This window comes from Kitasatospora sp. HPM-01-4 (genome assembly GCF_051374625.1).
Classification (GTDB): Bacteria; Actinomycetota; Actinomycetes; order Streptomycetales; family Streptomycetaceae; genus Kitasatospora.
The window spans coordinates 1,953,161-1,973,151 of record NZ_JBPQGP010000005.1 but is presented as its reverse complement, the minus strand read 5'-3'; the positions used below and the strand labels follow the sequence as shown (position 1 = coordinate 1,973,151).

Sequence of the window (19,991 nt, the reverse complement as noted above, 5' to 3'; positions counted from 1 at the left end):
ACTCGGGCAGCCGGCCGGTCCGGTCCGGCGTCCAACGCATCGGAGGACACCTGTGGACGTACCTCCTCGGCTTCGGCAGCAGGACCAGGCCGACTTCGAGCGTGCGCTCACCCAGGCGCTGGCCACCGACGGCATCCGCGCGGCCCTCGCCCGCAGCGCCCAGGGGCTGGACAGCGCGAGCCTGCGCGCCCTGGCCAGGTCGGCCTCGGCGGAGATCGCCTCGGCCGCGGCGGACGAGTACGACGAGTACGCCAGACTGCGGGCCGCGGCCGACCTGGCCGGAACGCTTGCCGCGCGGCCGCGGGAGGAGCGGGGCGGGCGGCGCGACGGCGGTGGCCTGATGAGCGCGTTCGCGGTCTTCACCCCGGTCCTGGCGGGCGCCGCCGCGGTGCTCTGCTACCTGATCGGCTACCTGCTCGAGTTCTTCGCGCACTCCGAGCGCGGGCTGGCCGACTCGATGGTCGAGGCCGCCTGGTCCGCGGCGATCGTCGCGGCGGCCAGCGCCTTCGTCGGCGTGGTCGGACTGCTGATCACGGCGGGCCGGCACCGTTCGGCCGCCCTGGCGCAGGGCAACGGCGCCGAGCCGGTGCCGGACGGTCTGCTGCTGGCCCGGGAGACCTGGCGGGCCGCACTGCTCGAACGGGGCATGCTCCCCTTCCTGCTGGGCCGGCTCGAACCCGCCCCCGGCGGGGACCTGTCGGCCTGAGGGCCCGCGCCGCCGACCCGGTCCGACGCTGCGTCGGAAGGCCGGCGGCGGTGCGGGTGCGCCGGCTAGGTGCTAGGAGGCCAGCGCGGCGTGGTGGCGGCGGGTCACCTCGGGGTGGGCGCGGAGGTACCCCTTCAGCTCGTTGAAGCCGAAGTCCGCGTACAGCGGGTTGGCCGGGTCCTGGGTGGTACCCGGTGCGAGCCCGGCGCCCGGGAAGTCCAGCGGCTCGATGTGGGCGTCCAGGCGCGGGTTGTAGAAGAACGGGACCGAGAACCGCTCGCGCGCCCCGGCCGGGCTGACCACCCGGTGGCTGGTGGCCTTGAGGTAGCCCTCGGTGGCGACCTCGAGCAGCTCGCCCAGGTTGACCACGAAGGCGCCCGGCATCGGCGGCACATCCAGGTAGGAGCCGTCGGGGCGCTCCACCTGGAGCCCGCCGACCTCGTCCTGGAGCAGCAGCGTGATGAACCCGTAGTCCTTGTGCGAGCCGACGCCCTGCCCGGCGCCGTCGGGCGCGGTGCCCGGGTAGCGGACCAGCTTGAGCCGCAGGTGCGGGTGCCCGGCGAAGGCGTGGTCGTAGAAGTCCGGCCGGGCGCCGATCGAGGCGAGGAGTTCGTGCAGCAGTCGCTGGGCGACACCGCTCAGCCGGTCGATCCAGCCCAGCGCCGCGCTGCGCAGTTCCGGCAGCGCCTCGGGCCACTGGTTGGGACCCTCCAGCCACCAGTAGGCCGGCTCGCCGGGGCCGGGGACGTGCGGGGGCAGTTCGGCGCCGATGTCCAGCTGGTCGCGCCAGTCCTGGCTGCCGCCGGTGCGCTCGTCGCCGGTGCGGGTGTAGCCGCGGAAGTGCGGGGAGTTGAGGTTGGCCACGGCGAGCCGGTCGGCCTCGGGGAGGGTGAAGAAGGCCCGCATGGCGCCGGTGAGGGCGGCCGTCTCGGCCGGGGTTATGCCGTGGCCGACGAGCTGGAAGAAGCCCACGCCGGTGGCGGCCGCACGCAGGGTGCTGCGGAGGAGGGCGCGCTCCTCGGGGCTGCCGTCGGCGAGCGACAGGTCGATCACGGGCAGGTTGACGGGGTGCGACTGCTGAGTCATGGATGACATCCGCTGAGGTCGATGCCCCGGCTGGTCCGGCGGTCGCCGGAGAGCCGCCCACTGTCGCGCCGGGATGAGGGCGGGCGCAGCGGTGCCGGGGGAGGGTGGTGCCCTGAGGGCGGGGAGGCGGGATCAGCTTGAGCGTCGACAGGACATGCTCGTGACGCGGCACAGGTCCACGTGGCGCCGACTCATAAGAATAAGCATGCGCCTAGGTTAGATGAACTTATGGGCGGTGGTCGAACACATTTTGGTAACCGCCTGTGGAGGGTGGTGCGGATGTGGCGCGTGGCCGCATCCGGCGCACTCACCGTTCGAGGTCCCGGGCCGCCAGCTCGCGCAGTTCGGTCTTGCGGACCTTGCCGCTCACCGTCATCGGGAACTCCCGCACCACCCGCACGTGGCGCGGCGTCTTGAAGTGCGCGATCCGTCCCGCGCAGTACGCGGCCACCTCCTCGATGCCGAGCGTGTCCGCCGGGTCGTGCAGGACGACGAAGGCGAAGATCTCCTCGCCCAGCCGGTCGTCCGGCACCCCGACCACCTGGACGTCCGCGATCGCCGGGTGGGTGTGCAGGAACTCCTCGATCTCGCGCGGGTACACGTTCTCCCCGCCGCGGATGATCATGTCCTTGATCCGTCCGACCACCGACAGATAGCCGTCCTCGCGCATCACGGCCAGGTCGCCGGTGTGCATCCAGCCCTCGGCGTCGACCGCCTCCGCCGTGCGCTCGGGGTCGTTCCAGTAGCCGAGCATCACCGAGTACCCCCGGGTGCACAGCTCGCCCGGTTCGCCGCGCGGCACCGTCCGTCCGTTCCCCGGGTCGACCACCTTCACCTCGACCTGCGGCATCGCCCGGCCGACCGTCTCGGTGCGGTGCGCCAGGTCGTCCTCGCGCCGGGTCATGGTGGAGACCGGTGAGGTCTCGGTCATCCCGTACACGATGGCGACCTCGCTCATGTGCATGTCCGCCTGGACCCGCTTCATCACCTCCACCGGGCAGGGCGAGCCGCCCATCAGGCCGGTCCGCAGTGAGGAGAGGTCGTAGGAGTCGAAGTCCGGCAGGCCGAGTTCGGCGATGAACATGGTCGGCACCCCGTACAGCGAGGTGGCCCGCTCGGCGGCGACGGCGCGCAGTGCGGCGGCCGGGTCGAAGCCCTGCGAGGGGATCACCACGCAGGCGCCGTGGCTGAGCGCCGCCAGGTTGCCGATCACCATGCCGAAGCAGTGGTAGAACGGCACCGGCACGCAGATCCGGTCCTGCTCGGTGTAGCCGAGCAACTCGCCCACCGAGTGGGCGTTGTTGAGGATGTTGCGGTGCGAGAGGGTGGCGCCCTTGGGGAAGCCGGTGGTTCCGGAGGTGTACTGGATGTTGATCGGCTCGTCGCAGTGCAGCACCGGGAAGTCCTCGGCCGGCCCCGCCGGTTGCGGCCATCCGGACTCGCCGATCCACACCGTCTCGCGCAGCGTGGGACACCGCCCCCCGGCCCGCGCCTCGGCCACCATCGCCCGGTAGTCGCTGTCGCGGTAGGCGGGTTGGGCCACCAGCAGGCTGACCCCGGCCTGGTTCAGTACGTACGCCAGCTCGTCGCTGCGGTACGCCGGGTTGATGTTCACCAGGATCGCGCCGAGCCGGGCGGTGGCGTACTGCACCAGCACCCACTCCGGGCAGTTGAGCGCCCAGATGCCCACCCGGTCGCCCTCGGCCACCCCGCGCGCCCGCAGTCCCGCCGCCAGCCGGTCGACGTCCTCGGCCAGTTCGCGGTACGTCCAGCGCCGCCCGCTCTCCACGTCCACCAGCGCCTCCCGCTCCGGGAAGGCGGACACCACCTGGTCGAGGCGCTCCCCGATGGTGCAGGCCGGCAGTGGATTCCCGCTGCTGCCGCGGGAGTAGGACGCCTGCTCGGTCACCGTGGACCTCCGGCTCGTCGGTGGATCGGGGCGGGGGTGTCGCGCTGTGCCCGACCAGATTTGGCCAACGGGGACGGTTCGTCAAGACATCTTCCGTGGCCGACGGTGTCCGGCCGGATGCGCAAAGTTCTCGGCGGGATTGTCACCCCGGGGTCTTGACCTGGGCCGAATACGGAGGAAACTGGTCATTACACCGGAAAACCGGACAGAGCCACGCTGGAAGATGAAGACGTTCATCGGCCTCTGTGACAATGATCCAGGATCTGGCTAAGCCCCCGGCAAGTCCGCCCGGAACCGGAATCATCGGCGACGACCGAAGGTTCAAGGATCGAGATCGGGACTACCGGGGACTGACATGTCCGGCGCCGGTGCGATCCGCGGAAGCGGGATCCGCCGCCGTGAACGGGCAGCCGCCGCCCTCCTCGAAGGTGCCGAGCTCGCTCAGCCGGTAGCCGTTCGGATAGCCCCTGACCTGACTGCTCTCGCGGGCCGGAGCCGGCTTGCGGCGCGGCGGCAGCATCCGCACCACCCGACCGCGCAGCCGCAGCGCGGCCCGGACCGCCCGGCGCAGCGGCGCGGACGGGCGGGGGTAGCCGAACGCCTCGCGCAGCGGGTCGTCCAGCAGGCAGACCGACGCGGCGCGCACCGCCCCGCCGAGCATCTTCGGGTACCAGCTCGCGGTCAGGGCGAGGGTCGCGTCGGAGACGTCCCGGCCGCCCTGGTCGAAGGCGAAGTTGGCCCGCTCGTAGTCGTCCAGCAGCCGCTCGAACTCCTGGTAGGTCTCCGGGATGTCCTTGAGCCCCATGTGGCGGCCGAGTTGGCGGTAGTAGTTGACGGCCGCCCGCACCTCGTGCGGGGAGTACGGCCGCCAGCCGTACTCGTCCAGCCAGCGCTTGGGCATCACGACGAAGGTGGCAAGCACGTAGCGGTAGTCCTCGTCGGAGATGTCGTAGCGCCGGTGCATCCGGTTCATCCGGCGGATCGCCTCGCGGCCCTGCGCGGAGTCGAAGCCGTGCTCGACCACCGCGTCCAGGATCAGCACCGTGTCGTCGTACCGCTTCTGGGTCCGCCCGGTGAACTCGCCGGTCCCGGCCAGCAGGCGGCCGATGCTCGGCACGGCGTAGGTGCGGTAGAGGGCGAAGCCGAGCGACTGGTTGGTGTCCCAGGGGAACTCGTACTGGCTGCTGATCCGGTAGATCTCGGCGAAGTCGGTCTCCGGATCCAGCCGGTGTATCCGGTCCAACCACACGTGACGCTTCATCGGGATCCCTCACGGCCGCGCTGTGGCGACGTGTCGCTGCTGAACGGTCGCCCAGACTCTACGGTCTGACGCGCCGTCGGTGCGAGTGGTCGGGGCGGATCGCCGATGCGCGGGAGGGAGCGCGCCCGGGCGGGTCGGGACCTGCCCGGGCGGCCCCGGATACTGCCACCGGGTGTCCGCTTCCGGGGCGGTTTACCATGAAATGCGAGGTTTCTCGGTGCCCGTGCGGCGGCGGTAGGGAGGCCGGTATGGCATTCGACATCGCTGGTCTTGGGGGAGTGGACGGCTCGCGCTATCTGCCGATCTCCGAACACGGCCTGATCGGCGACCTCCGCACCGCCGCACTGGTGGGTACCAACGGCACCATCGACTGGTACTGCTGCCCGCGCTTCGACGCGCCCAGTGTCTTCGGCTCCATCCTCGACGCGGAGCGGGGCGGATCGTTCGAACTGGCCGCCGACGTGCCGACCCGTACCCGGCAGTTCTACTTCCCCGACACCAACGTACTGATCACGCGGTTCTTCGCCGCCGACGGGGTGGCGGAGATCCAGGACTTCATGCCGGTCGTCGACGAGTCCCGCGAGGCGGCCAGGCACCGGCTGATCCGGCGGGTGATCTGCGTACGGGGCACCCTGCCGTTCCGGGCCAAGGTGGCCCCCCGCTTCGGTTACGGGGCCGAACCGCACACCGTGCGGCTGCAGGGCCACGAGGCGACCTTCGAATCGCAGTCGCTGTCGCTGGCACTGAGCGCCACCACGACGCTGGAGTGCGACGGCAGGGACGTCTTCTCGCACTTCAAGCTCCTGGAGGGCGAGTCCGTGGTGTTCGCCCTCGACCAGATCGGCGACGAGGTCAGCCCCAGGGCCTGCCCCCGGGCCGAGGCGGAGGACCAGTTCGGGGCCACGGTCAGGTTCTGGCGCCGCTGGCTGGCCGGTTCGCGCTACCACGGCCGCTGGCGCGAGACGGTGCACCGCTCCGCACTGGTGCTGAAGCTGCTCACCTACGCGCCCACCGGCGCCATCGTGGCCGCGCCGACCACCAGCCTGCCCGAGCAGATCGGCGGCGAGCGCAACTGGGACTACCGGTACGTCTGGGTCCGTGACGCCGCCTTCTGCGTCTACGCCATGCTCCGGCTGGGCTTCACCTCGGAGGCCGAGGCGTTCATGGCCTTCCTGGACGAGCGGGCCGTGCAACTGGACTCGCTGGGGGACATCGACGCCACCGGCCCGCTGCAGATCATGTACGGCATCGACGGGCGGCGCGAGCTGCCCGAGTACGAGCTCTCCCACCTGGAGGGCTACCTGGGCTCGGCCCCGGTGCGGGTCGGCAACGCCGCCACCGGCCAGCTGCAGCTGGACATCTACGGTGCGCTGATCGACTCCGTCTACCTGTACGACAAGTGGGGGCAGCCGATCGGCAGCGACCGGTGGGACGAGGTCGGCGGAGTGGTGGACTGGCTGTGCAGCCACTGGGACCAGCCCGACGAAGGCGTCTGGGAGAGCCGGGGCGGCCGGAGGAACTTCCTGTACTCGCGGCTGATGTGCTGGGTGGCGATCGAACGGGCCATCCGGATGGCGAACCGGCGCGGCCTGCCCGCCAACTTCCCGCGCTGGCGGCGGAGCCGCGACGCGATCTACCGGCAGATCATGCGGCGCGGCTGGTCGGCCGAGCGGGGAGCGTTCGTCCAGAGCCTGGACGGCGACGTGCTCGACGCCGCCCTGCTGATGATGCCGATGGCCAAGTTCGTCTCGCCCACCGACCCCAAGTGGCTCTCCACCCTGGACGCGCTCACCGCCGACCTGGTGTCCGACTCGCTGGTCTACCGCTACGACCCGCAGTCCAGTCCCGACGGCCTGCGCGGCACCGAGGGCACCTTCTCGATCTGCTCCTTCTGGTACGTCGAGGCCCTGGCCCGCGCCGGGCGCCTGGAGGAGGCCCGGCTGGCCTTCGAGAAGATGCTCACCTACGCCAACCACCTCGGCCTCTTCGCCGAGGAGATCGGCCCGACCGGCGAGCAACTGGGCAACTTCCCCCAGGCGTTCACCCATCTCTCGCTGATCAGCGCCGCGTTCAACCTCGACCGGGCGCTGGGCTGACGCCCGCCGGGGCGATGGGCGCTGGGCTGACGCCCGTCGGGGCGGACGACGCTTGGCCGGCGCTCACCGGGGCGGACGACGCTTGGTCGGCGCCCGCCGGGGCGGACGACGCTTGGCCGGCGCTCACCGGTCGGTGGGCCCGACCACCGCGAACAGCTCGATCTCCAGCAGTAGTTCGGGCCGGAAGAGCGCGGCCACCTGGACCGCCGAGGAGGCCGGCGGGCGCTCGGTGTCGATGAACCGGTCGCGCACCGTCCGGATGGCCGGCAGGTAGGCGACGTCGGTGATGTAGTAGGTGAACTTGGCGACGTCCGCGAAAGTGGCGCCGGCGGCGGCCAGGCAGCGCTCCAGGTTCTCGAAGACCTGCTGCGCCTGAGCCTCGGGGTCGCCCTCGCCGACCACCTTGCCGTCCGCGTCGAGGGCGACCTGCCCGGAGACGGCGACCAGGCGGCCGGTTCCCAGGACGACATGGCTGTATCCGTTTCCGGGGGCGACGCCTTCGGGAGCGGTGATGTGGGTCAGTCGGGTCTGCTGTTCGGTCATGGGCTCATCCTGGGCTGTCGCCCGTCCGCCCCGCCAGTGAAAAACGGCGCCGGCGGCTGCCGGGCCGCGTGGCGGGCCGGGCTGGATGGGCTGGCGCGGGCCGGGGTGGCGCGGGCCGGGGTGGCGCGGGCCGGAGTGGGGGCGGGCTGTCGGTGCGGTGTCGGCGGATGCGGGTGTTCGATTTTGCCCCCGAATGCGGAGTGTGACCGAATGATCTCAGGGTTTCACATATGTGCAGGTCAGGACGTTTCTGCTGCTCTATCAGATAGTTGGACTTGAATATCACTGAACATATGTTCGATCCTGAAGTGTGCCCACTTTCGATTCCACGCTGATCCGGCCGGCCGCCCTCACGCCGACCGGAGAAGACCTGCTGCCCGTCCTCCCGGCGCTGGCACCGCTGCTGCCCGGGGGCGGACTGCGGCGTGGTGCGGTGGTGTCGGTCCTGGGTGACACCGGTCTGCTACTGGCCCTGGCGGCCGGTGCGGCGGCGGTCGAGGGCGCCTGGTCGGCGGCCGTGGGGCTGCCCGACCTCGGGCTGGCGGCCGCCGCCGGATACGGATTCGACCTGCGGCGGCTGCTGCTCGTGGACGACCCCGGACAGCACTGGCCGGAGGTCGTCGCGGCCCTGGCCGGAGCGGTCGGGCTGATCCTGCTGCGCCCCGAGGGGCCGGTGTCCGCCCAGCTGGCGGCCAGGCTCACCGCCGTGCTGCGGCGCGGCGGCTGCGCGCTGCTGGTCGCCGGCCCCTGGCCGGGCGCCGGACTGCGGCTGGCCGTGAAGTCCGCCCGCTGGTTCGGCCTCGGTGACGGGTACGGCCAGCTGGTGGGACGGCAGACCGAGGTCACGGCGGAGGGCCGCGGGGCCGGAGCCCGGGCCCGTACCGCGCGCCTGTGGCTGCCGGACGAACACGGGGCGGCGCGGGTGGTCGAACCCGCTGAGTCGGCCGACGCGGTGCCTGCTCGGTCTCCCGGAGCCGTCGGCCTTCCCGGAGTCGTCGGCCTTCCCGGATCCGCTGGGCTTCCCGGGACCGCCGGGCCTGCTGAGGCGGAGCCCGCGGCCGGCGGTCTCGGGCTGGCGGTGGTGTGAGCAGCGGTCGGGCGATGGCGCGAGTGGTGCGGCGGTGTGAGATGGCGGCGACGAAGGTGACGGCGGAGCGGGGCGGCCCGAGTGCGGACGGGGAGGCGGCGGCCGACCCGGGCATGGGCGTGGGTGCGGGCGTTCCTCGGGTGCTGGTGGTGTGGTGCCCGGACTGGCCGGTCGTGGCCACGGCACCGGAGGCCGCCGGTACGGACCGGGCGGTGGCGGTGCTGGAGGCGGGACGGGTGCTGGCCTGTTCGGAGGCGGCCCGCGCCGCGGGTGTACGCCGTGGGCAGCGGCTGCGGCTGGCCCAGCGGCTCTGCCCGGCGCTGGAACTCCGCGACCGCGACCCGGAGGCCGAGACCCGGCTGTTCGAACCGGCGGTCGCCGCGGTGGAGGCGTTCACGCCCCGGGTGGAGGTGCTGCGCCCGGGCATGTCCGCGATCCCGGTCAAGGGACCCGGCCGCTACTTCGGCGGTGAGGAGGCACTGGCCGCCCAGGTGCACGCGGCAGTCACCGAGGCCCTGGCCCGGGGCATGTCCCGGCCCGCTCCCGAAGCTCCGGCTGACGCGCCGCCGCCGGGGGCGCGGCTGCCGGGTGGGGAGGAGACACCCGGTGGCGGGGCGGGGGCTGCGGACACGGGGGCACGGGTACTGCCGCTGTACGGAGGTGACGGACCGTCGGAGGAGGGGCGGGCCGCCGGTGCGGTCACGCCGCCGCACCGTGAGCGGACCGCCCCCGGGGAGGCCGGCCGCGACTTTGCCGCCGACCACCCCGGAGTGGACCCGCTGGCCCCTCGGACTCCGAGGGCTTCGGCGACCACGGAGACCACGCAGGCTTCGGAGGCTTCGGCGGCCCGGAGCGCCTCGGTGACCCCGCCGGACTCGCCGGACTCGCCGGACGTACCGGACTCGCCGGACGCAGCGAGGGTGCCGCCGCGCTGCCGGGTCGGGGTGGCCGACGGGCTGTTCGCGGCAGTGCTGGCGGCCCGTGCGGGGGTACTCGTACCGGACGGCAGGACGGGGGAGTTCCTCGCCCCGTACCCCGTGGCCGCGCTCGGGGACGAGCCGTTGGCCGAACTGCTGGTCCGGCTCGGGGTGCAGACCGTCGGCGACTTCGCCGCGCTCTCCGGACGGGCGGTCGCCGACCGCTTCGGTCCGACCGGGACGGCCGCGCACCGCCGCGCCCGGGGACTGCAGTCCCGTCCGCTGGTACCCCGCCCCGAAGGCCTCGACCTCGCGGTGGAACACCGCTTCGACCCGCCGGAGCTGCTCGCCGAACCACTGATCTTCGTCGCCCGTGCACTCGCCGAACAGCTGCACGCCCGGCTGGCCGCGGCCGGGCTGGCCTGCCGGCGCTTCTCCGTCGAGGTGACCTGCGCCGACGGCCGGACCGCCGCCCGCCTCTGGCGGCACGAGGGCAGGCTCGGCCCCTTCGCACTCGCGGAACGAGTCCGCTGGCAGCTCCAGGCCTGGCAGACAGCGGGCACCTTCGCGGCGGCCCCCTCCGCCGCCCCCGCCGGCCCCGCGGACTTCGGCGATCCCGCCGCCGGCGCCGGCTTCACCGTGCTGCGCCTGGTCCCCGACGGCCTGGTCCCTGATCAGGGGCGGCAGCTGGCGCTCTGGGGACAGGCCGTGGCCGAGGACCGGATCGAACGCGCCGTCGCCCGGGTACAGGCGGTGCTCGGGCATGCCGGACTGCGCCGGGCCGAGCCCGCCGGCGGCCGCGGCCCGGCCGAGCAACTGGCGCGCGTCCCCTGGGGAGAGGCGTACGAGGCGCCCGCACCCGCTCCCTGGCCGGGCCGGTTGCAGGACCCGGCGCCCAGTGTGGTGCCCCGCAGCCCGGTACCGGTCACCGTCCTGGACCCGGACGGCCGACCCGTCACCGTCAGCGGGCGGGCCGAGGTGTCCGCCCCGCCGGCCCGGCTCGCCCTGGGCGGCAGCCTGCTGGAGGTCACCGGCTGGACCGGGCCCTGGCCCGCCGTCGAGTACTGGTGGGACCCGGCCAGGCGCCGCCGCCGGGCCCGCTTCCAGATCACGGTGGCCGGCGACCGGGCCCTGATGCTCACCGTCGAGAACGGCCACTGGTCCGTGGAGGCCGCCTATGACTGATGCCGTCCATGGCCGGCACTGCTCTTATGACCGGTACCGCCTGCTACCGGCACCGCCTACGACCGGAGCCGGCGCACCTGCCGGTACCCACCTACCCGCCGGCACCGGCGCAGCCCGCGACCGCGCACGGGCGGACGGAACGAAGGGGGCTCGACAGGGCCGGACCCGCGCCACCGGCACCATCCGCACCACCCCGACGGAGCACTACCCGCGATGGGATTCACCAGCCACCCCTCGCTCCCCTGGAGCGAGTTGCACCGCCGCATGACCGGCCGACCGGGCGAGCCCGGAACCGGAGCCGGGCCCGGGGCCGAGCCCGAGCGGTCGGGCGGCGAGGTCGTACCGCTGCGCCGCCACCGTCCGTCCCCGCACGCCCCGGACCCGGCTCCGGCCCTGACTCCGGCTCCGGCCCTGACCCCGTTCCCGGCCCCGTCGGGGGCGGCCGTTCCGTGGGCGGAGCTGCACACCCACTCGGCGTTCAGCTTCCTCGACGGCGCCAGCGACCCCGAGGTGCTGGCCGGGGAGGCCGCCCGGCTCGGCATCGAGACCGTCGGGCTCACCGATCACGACGGCCTGTACGGGGTGGTCCGGTTCGCCGACGCGGCAAGGGAGCTGGGAGTACGGACGGTCTTCGGCGCCGAGCTCGGCCTGAGCCGGGACGAGCACCTGCTGGTGCTGGCCCGCGGTCCGGCGGGCTACCGCCGCCTGTCCGCCGAGATCAGTGCCGCCCAGCTCGCGGGCGGCGCCAAGAACCGCCCGGCGTACGACTTCGACCGGCTCGCCGCCGCCCACCAGGGCCAGTGGGCGGTGCTCACCGGTTGCCGCAGGGGGCGGGTACCGGCCGCCCTGGCCTCCGGTGGTCCGGAGGCGGCGACACGTGAACTCCTCCGGCTCGTCGAGGCGTTCGGCCGGGAGAACGTCCATGTCGAACTGGTCGACCAGCGCCTGCCCGGTGACGATCTGCGCAACGCCCGGCTGGCCGCGCTCGCGGCCGGGCTCGGCCTGACCGTCGTCGCCTCCAACAACGTGCACCACGCCACCCCGGCCGAAGCCAGGCTGGCCCAGGGGCTCGCCGCGCTGCACGAACGCCGGACCGTCGAGCAGGCGGCCGGCTGGACGCTGGCCGCGGGCACGGCCCATCTGCGCTCCGGCCGGGAGATGGCCGCCCGGCTGGCCCGCTACCCCGGTGTCCAGCAGGCCACCGTGGAACTGGGCCGCGCCTGCGCCTTCGACTTCGGCGGACTGGCCCCCCGGCTCCCGGGCTTCCCGGTGCCCGAGGGGCAGAGCGAGATCAGCCATCTGCGCGCCCTGGTCGCCGAGGCCGGTCCGGTCCGGTTCGGCGCGGACAACGCACCCGCGCGGCGCCAGCTCGCCCGTGAGCTCGACGTCATCGAACAGCTGGACCTGGCCGGGTACTTCCTCATCGTCCACGACATCGTGGACTTCTGCCGGGAGCAGGACATCTGGTGCCAGGGCCGGGGCTCCGCCGCCAACTCCGCCGTCTGCTACGCCCTCGGCATCACCGCCGTGGACCCGGTCCGCTACCGGCTGCTCTTCGAGCGCTTCCTCAGCGTCGAACGCGACGGGCCGCCCGACATCGACCTCGACATCGAGAACCGCCGCCGTGAGGAGGTCATCCAGTACGTCTACCGCCGCTACGGACGTGAGCACGCCGCCCAGGTCGCCAACGTCGTCACCTACCGGCCCCGGCTGGCGCTGCGCGACGCGGCCCGGGTGCTCGGCTACCCGCCGGGGCAGATCGAGGCCTTCACCCGGCAGGCCGACTTCCGCAGTCCGCCGGGGGCGGACGCGGTGATCCCCGCCGATGTGCTCGACCTCGGCCGCCGGCTCCACGGGCTGCCGAGGCATCTGGGCATCCACTCGGGAGGCATGGTGCTCACCCGGGAACCGGTCGGCGAGATCTGCCCCACCGAGTGGGCCCGGATGCCGGGGCGTTCGGTGCTGCAGTGGGACAAGGACTCCACCGCCGGAGCCGGACTGGTCAAGATCGACCTGCTCGGCCTCGGCATGCTCTCCGCCCTGCACGACGCCTGCGACCTGATCGCCGCCCACTACGGCCGCCGGCTCGACCTGGCGAGCATCCCGGACGACGACGCGGCGGTGTACGAGATGCTCTGCCGGGCCGACACGGTCGGCGTCTTCCAGGTCGAGTCACGTGCCCAGATGGCCACCCTGCCGAGGCTGGAGCCGCGCGAGTTCTACGACCTGGTGGTCGAGGTCGCACTGATCCGGCCCGGACCGATCCAGGGCGGCTCCGTCCACCCCTATCTGCGCCGCCGCGCCGGGGCCGAACCGGCCCGCTGCCCGCACCCGTTGATGGAGAACGCCCTGAGCAAGACCCTCGGGGTACCGCTGTTCCAGGAGCAGATGATGCAACTGGCCATCGACTGCGCCGGGTTCAGCCCGGCCGAGGCCGACCGGCTGCGGCAGGCGATGGGCGCCAAACGCTCCCACCAGCGGGTCGCCGAACTGCGGCAGCGCCTGCTGGACGGCATGGCCGAGCGCGGCATCCCCGCCGTCATCGCCGAAGACGTCTACACCAAGATCGAGGCGTTCTCCAACTACGGCTTCCCGGAGAGCCACGCGATCAGCTTCGCCTACCTGGTGTACGCCAGCGCCTGGCTCAAGTACCACTACCCGGCCGCCTTCACCTGTGCCCTGCTGGCCAACCAGCCCATGGGCTTCTACTCGCCGTTGAGCCTGGTCGCCGACGTCCGGCGGCACGGCGTCCAGGTCCGCGGTGTGGACGTCAACGCCAGCTCTCCCGGTCCCAGCCTGGAGCCCGCCCCAGAGCCCGCCCCGGAGCAGCCCGTCCGCGACCGGGCCGGGCGGGCCGCCGTCCGTCAGCCCGCCGTCGGCCAGCCCGCCATCAGGCTCGGCCTGACCACCGTCCGGGGGCTCGGCACCCCCCAGGCCGAGGTGGTCGCCGCCGGACAGCCCTACACGGACCTGGAGGACTTCGCCCGCCGCACCGCCCTGCCCGCACCCGTCCTGGAGGCACTGGCCACGGCCGGGGCCTTCGGCTGCTTCGGACTGACCAGGCGCCAGGCGCTGTGGTCCGCCGGGGTGTACGCGACGCTCTCCCCGGACAGCCTGCCGGGTACCGCTCCCGGTGTGGACGCTCCGCCGCTGCCCGCCATGACCCCGGTCGAGGAGACCATCGCGGACCTTTGGGCCACCGGCACCTCCGCCACCAGCCACCCGATGCAGCACCTGCGTCCGGCCCTCGACCGGGGTGGTGTCCTCCCGGCGTCGGCCCTCCCCGGGGTCGAGCCCGGTACCTCCGTCCTGGTCGGCGGACTGGTGACGCACCGCCAACGTCCGCCCACGGCCGGCGGTGTCCTCTTCCTCAGCCTGGAGGACGAGACCGGTCTGATCAACGTCGTCTGCAGCCGTCCGGTCTGGGAACCCGACCGCCGTACCGCCCTGGACCGGGCCGGTCTCCTCGTCCACGGCCTCGTCGAGCGCGACCACGGTGCCACCAACCTGGTCGCCACCCGTCTGACCGCCCTGCGGATCGGCGTGTGAGGCAGCGGAGGAGAGGGCACGCCCCAGGACGGCCCCTACTTGAGGGCGGCGCTCACCGCCGCCTCGGCGTGCAGACGGGTGGTGGCGAAGACCGGGAGGGTGCTGTGCTCGGGGGCGATGAGCAGCTCGATCTCGGTGCAGCCGAGGATGACTCCTTCCGCGCCGGCGGCGGCCAGTTCGGCGATGACTTCCTGATAGGCCAGGCGCGACTGGGCCCGGACGATGCCCTGGCACAGTTCCTCGTAGATGACACGGTGGACGACGGCGCGGCTCTCGGGGGTGGGAACGAGGACGTCGAGGCCGTGGGCGGCCAGGCGGTCGCGGTAGAAGTCCTGTTCCATCGTGAACGCCGTGCCCAGCAGGCCGACCCGGCGCAGACCGGCCGCCCGGACGGCCGCCGCCGTGGTGTCGGCGAGGTGGAGCAGCGGGATCCCGACGGCCGCCGCGACCTGGTCGGCGACCTTGTGCATGGTGTTGGTGCAGATGAGCAGCAGGTCCGCGCCCGCCGCCTCGAGGGACCCGGCGGCGGAGGCGAGCACGGCACCCGCCTCCTCCCAGCGTCCTTCGACCTGGAGGCGCTCGATCTCCGCGAAGTCGACCGAGTAGAGCACGCACCGGGCCGAGTGCAGGCCGCCCAGGCGCTCCCTGGTCAGTTCGTTGAGCAGGCGGTAGTACTCCGCCGTGGATTCCCAGCTCATTCCGCCGAGCAGGCCGATGGTCTTCATCCGGTCACTCTCGCATGCCCGATGATCCGGACCGCGGGTGAGGTCGGGCGGGCGGGCCGGTGAGGTCGCTGACCGGCAGACCGGAGAGGCGGTGGCGCAGCAGGCGTCCCAGCCGGTGCCGTCGCCCCGTCACCCGGTCAGGACGACCGGGATCGAGCCCGAGGCGGTGAACCGCTCACCCCGGGGAGCTTGCGGTCACCCCGTCTCCCCCGGAAGCCGCCCTCCTCCGGGGAGACCCGCGAAGGCCTGGGCGATCGGCAGCCAGGCGGAGGCCGTCGCACCCTCGGCGCGCAGCGCCAGGTCGTCCCGGTGCCGCCGCTGGGTCACCAGCAGGCAGAAGTCCAGCGCGGGACCGCTCACCCGGTCCGCCGCGTCCTCGGGTCCCCAGGCCCACAGCTCGCCGGTGGGCGCGGTGAGTTCGACCCGGACCGGCAGCTGTGGCGGCGGTACCGGAAGTCCGTGCAGCGCGAACGCGAACCCCATGGTCCGTACGCCCAGGTGGGCCACCTGCCGCAGCCGGCCGGTCGGTTCGCGCTCCACGGCGAGGGCGTCCGCGACGTCCTGCCCGTGGGCCCAGGTCTCCATCAGCCGGGCGGTGGCCATGGTGGCCGGCTTCATCGGCGGCCCGAACCACGGCAGCCTCAGCCCTGCGGCCTCGGCCTCGCGCAGGGCCGAGGTCAACTCCGCCCGGCCCGCGCGCCAGCGGCCCAGCAGCGCGGCGGGCTCCTCGCCCACGCCCTCCGCCGCGCCCGCCTCGATCGGTTCCGCGCCGGAGGTGAACTCCCGCTCGACGGCGGCCCGGAAGCCCTCCGCGTCGCGGACCGCCAGCAGCGACCAGCGGTCCGTCCAGGCCAGATGGGAGAGCTGGTGGGCGATGGTCCACCCGGCGGCCGGGGTCGGGGTGGCGAGGCCGGCGCGGTCCAGCCCGGCCACCAGGCCGTCCAGTTCGGCGCTCTCGGCCCGCAGGTCGTCCAGCAGCGCGGTCAGGTCTGCCATCGGTGTGCCTTCCTTCCATGGTGCCAATCGATTCCAACGGCGGGGTGCCGCACCGGCCGCACCGGTCACACCGGCCGCACCGCCCGCGGCATCGCGGACACCACGGGTCGGCCGGACGGGGAGCCGGGCCGGGTGCCCGCGACCGGGCCCCGGCCGGCTGCCGCGTGCTCCGCGGCGGTCAGTTGACCTGCCGCTCGTGCCCCTCCCAGTACGGCGAGCGCAGCCGGAACTTCTGCAGCTTCCCGGTCGCGGTCCTGGGCAGGGCGTCGCGGAACTCCACCGAGGTCGGCGACTTGTAGCCCGCCAGCCGCTGCTTGCAGTGCGCGATCAGCTCGGCCTCGTCGGCGCTGTGGCCGTCCCTGAGCACGACCAGTGCCTTGACCGTCTCGCCCCACCTCGCGTCCGGCACACCGATCACCGCGGCCTCCAGGACCGCCGGGTGCCGGTACAGGCAGTCCTCCACCTCGATCGAGGAGACGTTCTCGCCGCCGGAGATGATGACGTCCTTCTTCCGGTCGGCGATGATGAGGTAGCCGTCGGTGAGAGCGCCGCCGTCACCGGTGTGGAACCAGCCGTCCTTGAGTGCCGCCTCCGTCTCCTGTGGCTGCTGCCAGTAGCCCTCCAGCACGGTGTTGGAGCGGACGAGCACCTCGCCCTGCCCGTCCACCCGCAGCCGGGTGCCCAGCGCGGGCGCACCGGACCGAGCCAGCCTCTCCGCCCGCTCGGCGGAGGGGAGGTGGTCCCACTCGGCCCGGCCGCGGTTGACCGTGACCAGGGGGGAGGTCTCGGTCAGGCCGTAGAGCTGCATGAACTCCCAGCCCAGCTCGTCCTCGAAGCGCTGCACCATCGCGGTGGGCGGCGGCGCGCCGGCGATGACCATACGGACCCGGCCCCGGCCGGGGATCGGCCCGTCCCAGTCGGCGGCGGCCTCCAGGATCATCGCCGCGACGGCGGGCGCGCCGCTCAGGAGGGTCACCCCGTGCCGCTCGACCCGGCGCAGGATCTCGGTGCCGTCCACCTTGCGCAGGATGACGTGCTGCGCGCCGAGCCCGGTCAGCCCGAACGGCATGCCCCAGCCGTTGACGTGGAACAGCGGCAGCGTGTGCAGATAGACGTCCCGGTCGCTCGCCCCGAAGTGCAGTGCCATCAGTACCGCGTTGAGCCAGAGGCTGCGGTGGGTGAGCTGGACTCCCTTGGGGCGGGCGGTGGTTCCGCTGGTGTAGTTGACGGTCGCGGTCTGCGACTCGGAGACCGGGTGCCGGACCGGTTCGCCGGCGAAGTCGTACAGCACCTCGTCGCTCTCGGCACCGAGGACGAACCGGTGCTTGACCGCGATCCCGGCGAGCGCCTGGTCCAGCTCCGGATCCACCAACAGGACGGAAGCGCCGCTCTGTTCGACGATGTACGCCACCTCCTCGGCCTTCAGCCGGAAGTTGACCGGCACCAGGATCCGGCCGTGGCCGCTCACCCCGTAGAGCGAGGTCATCAGGCGGGCCGAGTTGTGGGAGACGACGGCGACCCGCTCGCCGGGCCCGACCCCGAGCCGGTCCAGGCCGGCGGCCTGCGCACGGGCCAGCTCGGCCAGCCGTCGGTACGTCACCTCTCCTAAGGAGGAAGCGGGTTGAACCGGCTCGTCGATCAGGCCGACACGGTCCCCGTAGACCAGCTCGGCCCGGTCGAGGAAGTCCATCACGGTGAGTGGAGTGTGCATGACGCCACTCTGCCCGGCCGGGCCGCTCCACGCACCCCCCTGGCCACGGGTGCGGCCCGGTGGTTCAGTTGAGGACCGTTTCGCCGATCGCCACCCCGGCCGAGCGCAGTGCCGACACGAGCCGGTCGCGAATCTCGCACTGCGCGGCGATGCGCCGTTCCAGCACGGCGAGCCTGTCCAGCGCCACCTGCAGGCCCCTGCCGGAGGGGGTGGTGGTGGTCAGGTCGCCGTCCAGGCAGGACAGGAAGACCCGGACGTCGTCGAGGGTCAACCCGGCGTCGAGCAGGTGGCGGATGTTGCGCACCCGGTTGACGGCCTGGTCGCCGTACCGGCGGTAGCCGTTGTCCGTGCGCTCGGAGTGGATCAGGCCGGACTGCTCGTAGTGCCGCAGGGCACGGACCGATACGCCTGCGGCCGTGGCCAGTTCACCGATCCGCACCCTCGCCCCACACCCTCGGCCCCGCACACCCGCCGGTCTCATGCGACGACCGCGCCGCCGTCCACCGGGAAGACTACGCCGGTGACGAAGGAGCTCTGCGGGCAGGCCAGCCGGGTGATCGCCCAGGCCACCTCCTCGGGCCGGCCGAGTCGGCCGAGCGGGGTGTGGGCGATCTGCCAGTCGCGGATCCGCTCGGACTGCTCGGGCGTGTGACCCGAGTGCTCACCGATCGGTGTCTCGATCGCGCCCGGGGCGACGGCCACCACCCGGATGCCACGCGGGGCGAGCTCGACCGCCCAGCTGCGGGTGAGGAGTTCGAGCGCGGACTTGGTGGCCGCGTACACCGCGCCGCCGGCGGGCCAGGCGCGCTGGCCGACCGAGGTGGTGATGTTGACGACCACGCCGCGGGCGGTGGTCAGCGCCGGCAGGGCGGCCTGGGTGAGCAGGATCGGGGCGATGAGATTGGTGGCCAACTGCGGTTCGAGCGTGGCCTGTGAGATGGCGCCGAGCGGTGCGCTGCGGACGATCCCGGCGTTGTTCACCAGGATGTCCAGGCGCCCGTGCCGGGCCAGCACGGCGTCGACGACCTGGTCGGGTGCGCCGGGGGCGGTGACGTCGGCCGGCAGGGGAGTGATGCGGGAGCCCCCGGCGGCGGCCGTCTCGGCGAGCGGCTCGGGGCGGCGTCCCACGGCCACCACCTGGGCGCCGAGCGCGGCGAACTCGTGCGCGGTCGCGCGGCCGATACCGGTCCCCGCGCCCGTGACCACGACGACCTTTCCGTGCAGCGAGGTGCTGTCGATGCTGTCCATGGGGGAGAGCGTGCAACCCTGCCGCCAGTGTCAGGGTCAAGGTGGTGGCACGGAGGCGGACTGCGGGAGCGGTGGGTCGGTGGACCGGTGGGTCGGTGGACCGGTGGGGCGGCCGGGTCAGCCGGGGCGGCCGGGTCAGCCGAACTGGATCGAGCGCTTGGCCAGGCCCATCCAGAAGCCGTCAATGACGCTGCGCTGCGAGGCCAGGTCACCTTCGGCCGCGCCGAGGGTGACGAAGAGCGGCGCGAAGTGCTCGGTCCGCGGGTGGGCCAACTTCGCGGCAGGGGCTTTGCGTTCGAAGTCGAGCAGCGCGTCGAGGTCCTGGGCGGCCAGGACACGGTGGCCCCAGTCGTCGAACTCCGCCATCACGGAGGGCACTCGGCCGTCGGGGCTGATCGCCCGCAGGTTGTGGGTGAAGAAGCCGCTGCCGACGATCAGTACGCCCTGGTCGCGCAGCGGGGCCAGTCGATGGCCGAGCTCCAGCAGCCGCTGCGGGTCGAGGGTCGGCATCGAGACCTGGAGTACCGGGATGTCGGCGTCCGGGAACATCTCCACCAGCGGTACGTAGGCACCGTGGTCCAGACCCCGGTCGGGGATGTCCTGGACCGGGGTGCCAGGGGCGCGCAGCAGCTTGCGCACGCTCTCGGCGAGTTCCGGTGCGCCAGGCGCGGCGTACTGGACCCGGTAGTAGTGCTGGGGGAATCCCCAGAAGTCGTAGACCAGCGGCACGGTGGTGGTCGCGCCGAGGGCGAGCGGGGCCTCCTCCCAGTGTGCGGAGATCATCAGGATCGCTCTGGGCCGGGGCAGCCCGGCCGACCAGGCGGCCAGCTCGCCGGGCCAGATCGGATCGTCGGCCAGCGGGGGCGCGCCGTGCGAGAGATAGAGGGCGGGCATGCGCGCCGGGGTGGTGGTGCTCATGGGCTGCTTCGACTCCCAACTTGATAGTTCAAATTTGAACCGACGGTACACCTT

The 19,991-nt window shown here is 73.1% G+C and carries 16 protein-coding genes; 5 read left to right on the top strand and 11 right to left on the bottom strand.

Annotated elements, in window-relative coordinates:
• The first annotated feature begins 52 nt into the window (after positions 1–52).
• A complete protein-coding gene (locus tag ACSMTC_RS08560) occupies positions 53–706 on the top strand; it encodes a hypothetical protein (protein ID WP_436559054.1) in 654 nt (217 codons plus the stop codon).
• A gap of 72 nt (positions 707–778) precedes the next feature.
• Here the strand turns inward: ACSMTC_RS08560 and ACSMTC_RS08555 are convergent, their stop codons facing one another.
• The 4 genes from ACSMTC_RS08555 to ACSMTC_RS08540 form a co-directional block, all read right to left on the bottom strand.
• Entirely contained in the window at positions 779–1,792 is a 1,014-nt protein-coding gene (locus ACSMTC_RS08555) for an isopenicillin N synthase family dioxygenase (RefSeq protein WP_436559053.1), read from the bottom strand.
• Between the two features lie 132 nt (positions 1,793–1,924).
• The gene (locus tag ACSMTC_RS08550; RefSeq protein ID WP_436564624.1) at positions 1,925–1,999 is read right to left on the bottom strand and encodes a putative leader peptide; all 75 of its coding nucleotides are present in this window, start codon (positions 1,997–1,999) and stop codon (positions 1,925–1,927) included.
• A 100-nt stretch (positions 2,000–2,099) separates the two neighbouring features.
• Entirely contained in the window at positions 2,100–3,701 is a 1,602-nt protein-coding gene (locus ACSMTC_RS08545; RefSeq protein ID WP_436559052.1) for an AMP-binding protein, read from the bottom strand.
• Positions 3,702–4,041: 340 nt separating this feature from the next.
• A complete protein-coding gene (locus ACSMTC_RS08540; protein ID WP_436559051.1) occupies positions 4,042–4,962 on the bottom strand; it encodes an oxygenase MpaB family protein in 921 nt (306 codons plus the stop codon).
• Between the two features lie 248 nt (positions 4,963–5,210).
• Between ACSMTC_RS08540 and ACSMTC_RS08535 the strand changes: the two genes are divergently transcribed.
• On the top strand, positions 5,211–7,058 hold the full coding sequence (locus tag ACSMTC_RS08535; protein ID WP_436559050.1) for a glycoside hydrolase family 15 protein: 1,848 nt from the start codon (positions 5,211–5,213) through the stop codon (positions 7,056–7,058).
• Between the two features lie 123 nt (positions 7,059–7,181).
• Here the strand turns inward: ACSMTC_RS08535 and ACSMTC_RS08530 are convergent, their stop codons facing one another.
• Positions 7,182–7,601, bottom strand: a complete 420-nt coding sequence (locus ACSMTC_RS08530; RefSeq protein ID WP_436559049.1) for a RidA family protein — start codon at positions 7,599–7,601, stop codon at positions 7,182–7,184.
• Between the two features lie 310 nt (positions 7,602–7,911).
• Here ACSMTC_RS08530 and ACSMTC_RS08525 point away from each other — a divergent pair, with 310 nt between their 5' ends.
• The 3 genes from ACSMTC_RS08525 to ACSMTC_RS08515 all read left to right on the top strand — a co-directional run bounded on the left by ACSMTC_RS08525 (position 7,912) and on the right by ACSMTC_RS08515 (position 14,339).
• Complete coding sequence (locus tag ACSMTC_RS08525) at positions 7,912–8,688, top strand: hypothetical protein (protein ID WP_436559048.1); 777 nt, start codon at positions 7,912–7,914, stop codon at positions 8,686–8,688.
• 41 nt (positions 8,689–8,729) lie between these two features.
• Positions 8,730–10,790, top strand: a complete 2,061-nt coding sequence (locus ACSMTC_RS08520) for a DNA polymerase Y family protein (RefSeq protein ID WP_436559047.1) — start codon at positions 8,730–8,732, stop codon at positions 10,788–10,790.
• A 213-nt stretch (positions 10,791–11,003) separates the two neighbouring features.
• Positions 11,004–14,339, top strand: coding sequence for an error-prone DNA polymerase (locus ACSMTC_RS08515; protein WP_436559046.1), 3,336 nt, complete (start codon positions 11,004–11,006; stop codon positions 14,337–14,339).
• A gap of 35 nt (positions 14,340–14,374) precedes the next feature.
• Here ACSMTC_RS08515 and ACSMTC_RS08510 read toward each other — a convergent pair whose 3' ends face one another.
• The 6 genes from ACSMTC_RS08510 to ACSMTC_RS08485 all read right to left on the bottom strand — a co-directional run bounded on the left by ACSMTC_RS08510 (position 14,375) and on the right by ACSMTC_RS08485 (position 19,937).
• Positions 14,375–15,064 carry an aspartate/glutamate racemase family protein gene (locus ACSMTC_RS08510; RefSeq protein ID WP_436559045.1) on the bottom strand — a complete coding sequence of 230 codons (690 nt, stop codon included), beginning with the start codon at positions 15,062–15,064 and terminating at the stop codon, positions 14,375–14,377.
• A gap of 195 nt (positions 15,065–15,259) precedes the next feature.
• A complete protein-coding gene (locus ACSMTC_RS08505; RefSeq protein ID WP_436559044.1) occupies positions 15,260–16,060 on the bottom strand; it encodes a TIGR03084 family metal-binding protein in 801 nt (266 codons plus the stop codon).
• A gap of 178 nt (positions 16,061–16,238) precedes the next feature.
• Positions 16,239–17,771: an AMP-binding protein gene (locus ACSMTC_RS08500; protein WP_436559043.1), complete on the bottom strand. Its 1,533-nt coding sequence runs from the start codon at positions 17,769–17,771 to the stop codon at positions 16,239–16,241.
• Positions 17,772–17,835: 64 nt separating this feature from the next.
• Complete coding sequence (locus tag ACSMTC_RS08495; RefSeq protein ID WP_436559042.1) at positions 17,836–18,210, bottom strand: MerR family transcriptional regulator; 375 nt, start codon at positions 18,208–18,210, stop codon at positions 17,836–17,838.
• A 38-nt stretch (positions 18,211–18,248) separates the two neighbouring features.
• Positions 18,249–19,019, bottom strand: a complete 771-nt coding sequence (locus ACSMTC_RS08490; protein WP_436559041.1) for an SDR family NAD(P)-dependent oxidoreductase — start codon at positions 19,017–19,019, stop codon at positions 18,249–18,251.
• Between the two features lie 135 nt (positions 19,020–19,154).
• Positions 19,155–19,937 (bottom strand): dioxygenase family protein, encoded by a 783-nt coding sequence (locus ACSMTC_RS08485; protein ID WP_436559040.1) that lies wholly within the window; start codon positions 19,935–19,937, stop codon positions 19,155–19,157.
• Positions 19,938–19,991 lie beyond the last annotated feature (54 nt).